At 68.0% G+C, this 694-nt stretch carries 1 protein-coding gene; it reads left to right on the top strand.

Annotated features, from left to right (window positions below):
- Window positions 1–98: 98 nt before the first annotated feature.
- Window positions 99–694 (top strand): helix-turn-helix domain-containing protein (locus tag ACPW96_RS23290; RefSeq protein WP_425886124.1); only part of this gene is annotated, 596 nt, incomplete at its 3' end.

Genomic DNA, 694 nt, shown 5'->3' with positions numbered 1-694 from the left:
TGTAGTTCCCTGGGACGTTGTGAACATCTGAGGTAAGCGAAGACCTCCGCGTCAGGATGTGGGTTACCACACTCACTGTCCTGACCACGGAGGTCTTCGTGACTCACGCTAATGCGCCTTTGACGCCGGAGGGGCGTCGTCGTCTTGCTGTTCTCGTTGTCGATCAGCGGTGGTCGTTGCGTCGCGCGGCGGAGCGGTTCCAGTGCTCTCCGGCGACGGCGAAGCGGTGGGCGGACAGGTACCGGGCCGGGTTGCCGTTGACCGATCACAGTTCCCGCCCGCATCGGTCGCCGGCCCAGTTGCCGCGTCGGACGGAGCGGCGGATCGTGGCGTTGCGTTTCACTCGCCGGTGGGGTCCGCATCGGATCGGGTATCACCTGCGATTGCACCGCTCCGCCGTCGGCCGCGTCCTGGCGCGTTACCGGATGCCGCTGCTGGCCAGCATCGACCAGTCGACGGGACTGCCCGTGCGCAAACCCCAGCCGAAGCGCTACGAGGTCGCCGCGCCCGGTCAGTTGGTGCACGTGGACATCAAGAAGCAGGGCCGGATCCCTGACGGCGGCGGCTGGCGCGTCCACGGTCGGACATCCGCGCAACACCGGAGATCTGGCGTCGCACGGAACCGGGCGGCACGCGCGGGCGCTGCCAGCTCGCGGGGGTTCCGCTACCTGCACCACGCCGTCGACGATCACTC

Source organism: Micromonospora sp. DT81.3 (assembly GCF_049847225.1).
Classification (GTDB): domain Bacteria; phylum Actinomycetota; class Actinomycetes; order Actinomycetales; family Microbacteriaceae; genus Microbacterium.
The sequence above is the reverse complement of the archived record's forward strand: the minus strand, read 5'-3'. Positions and strand labels throughout refer to the sequence as shown.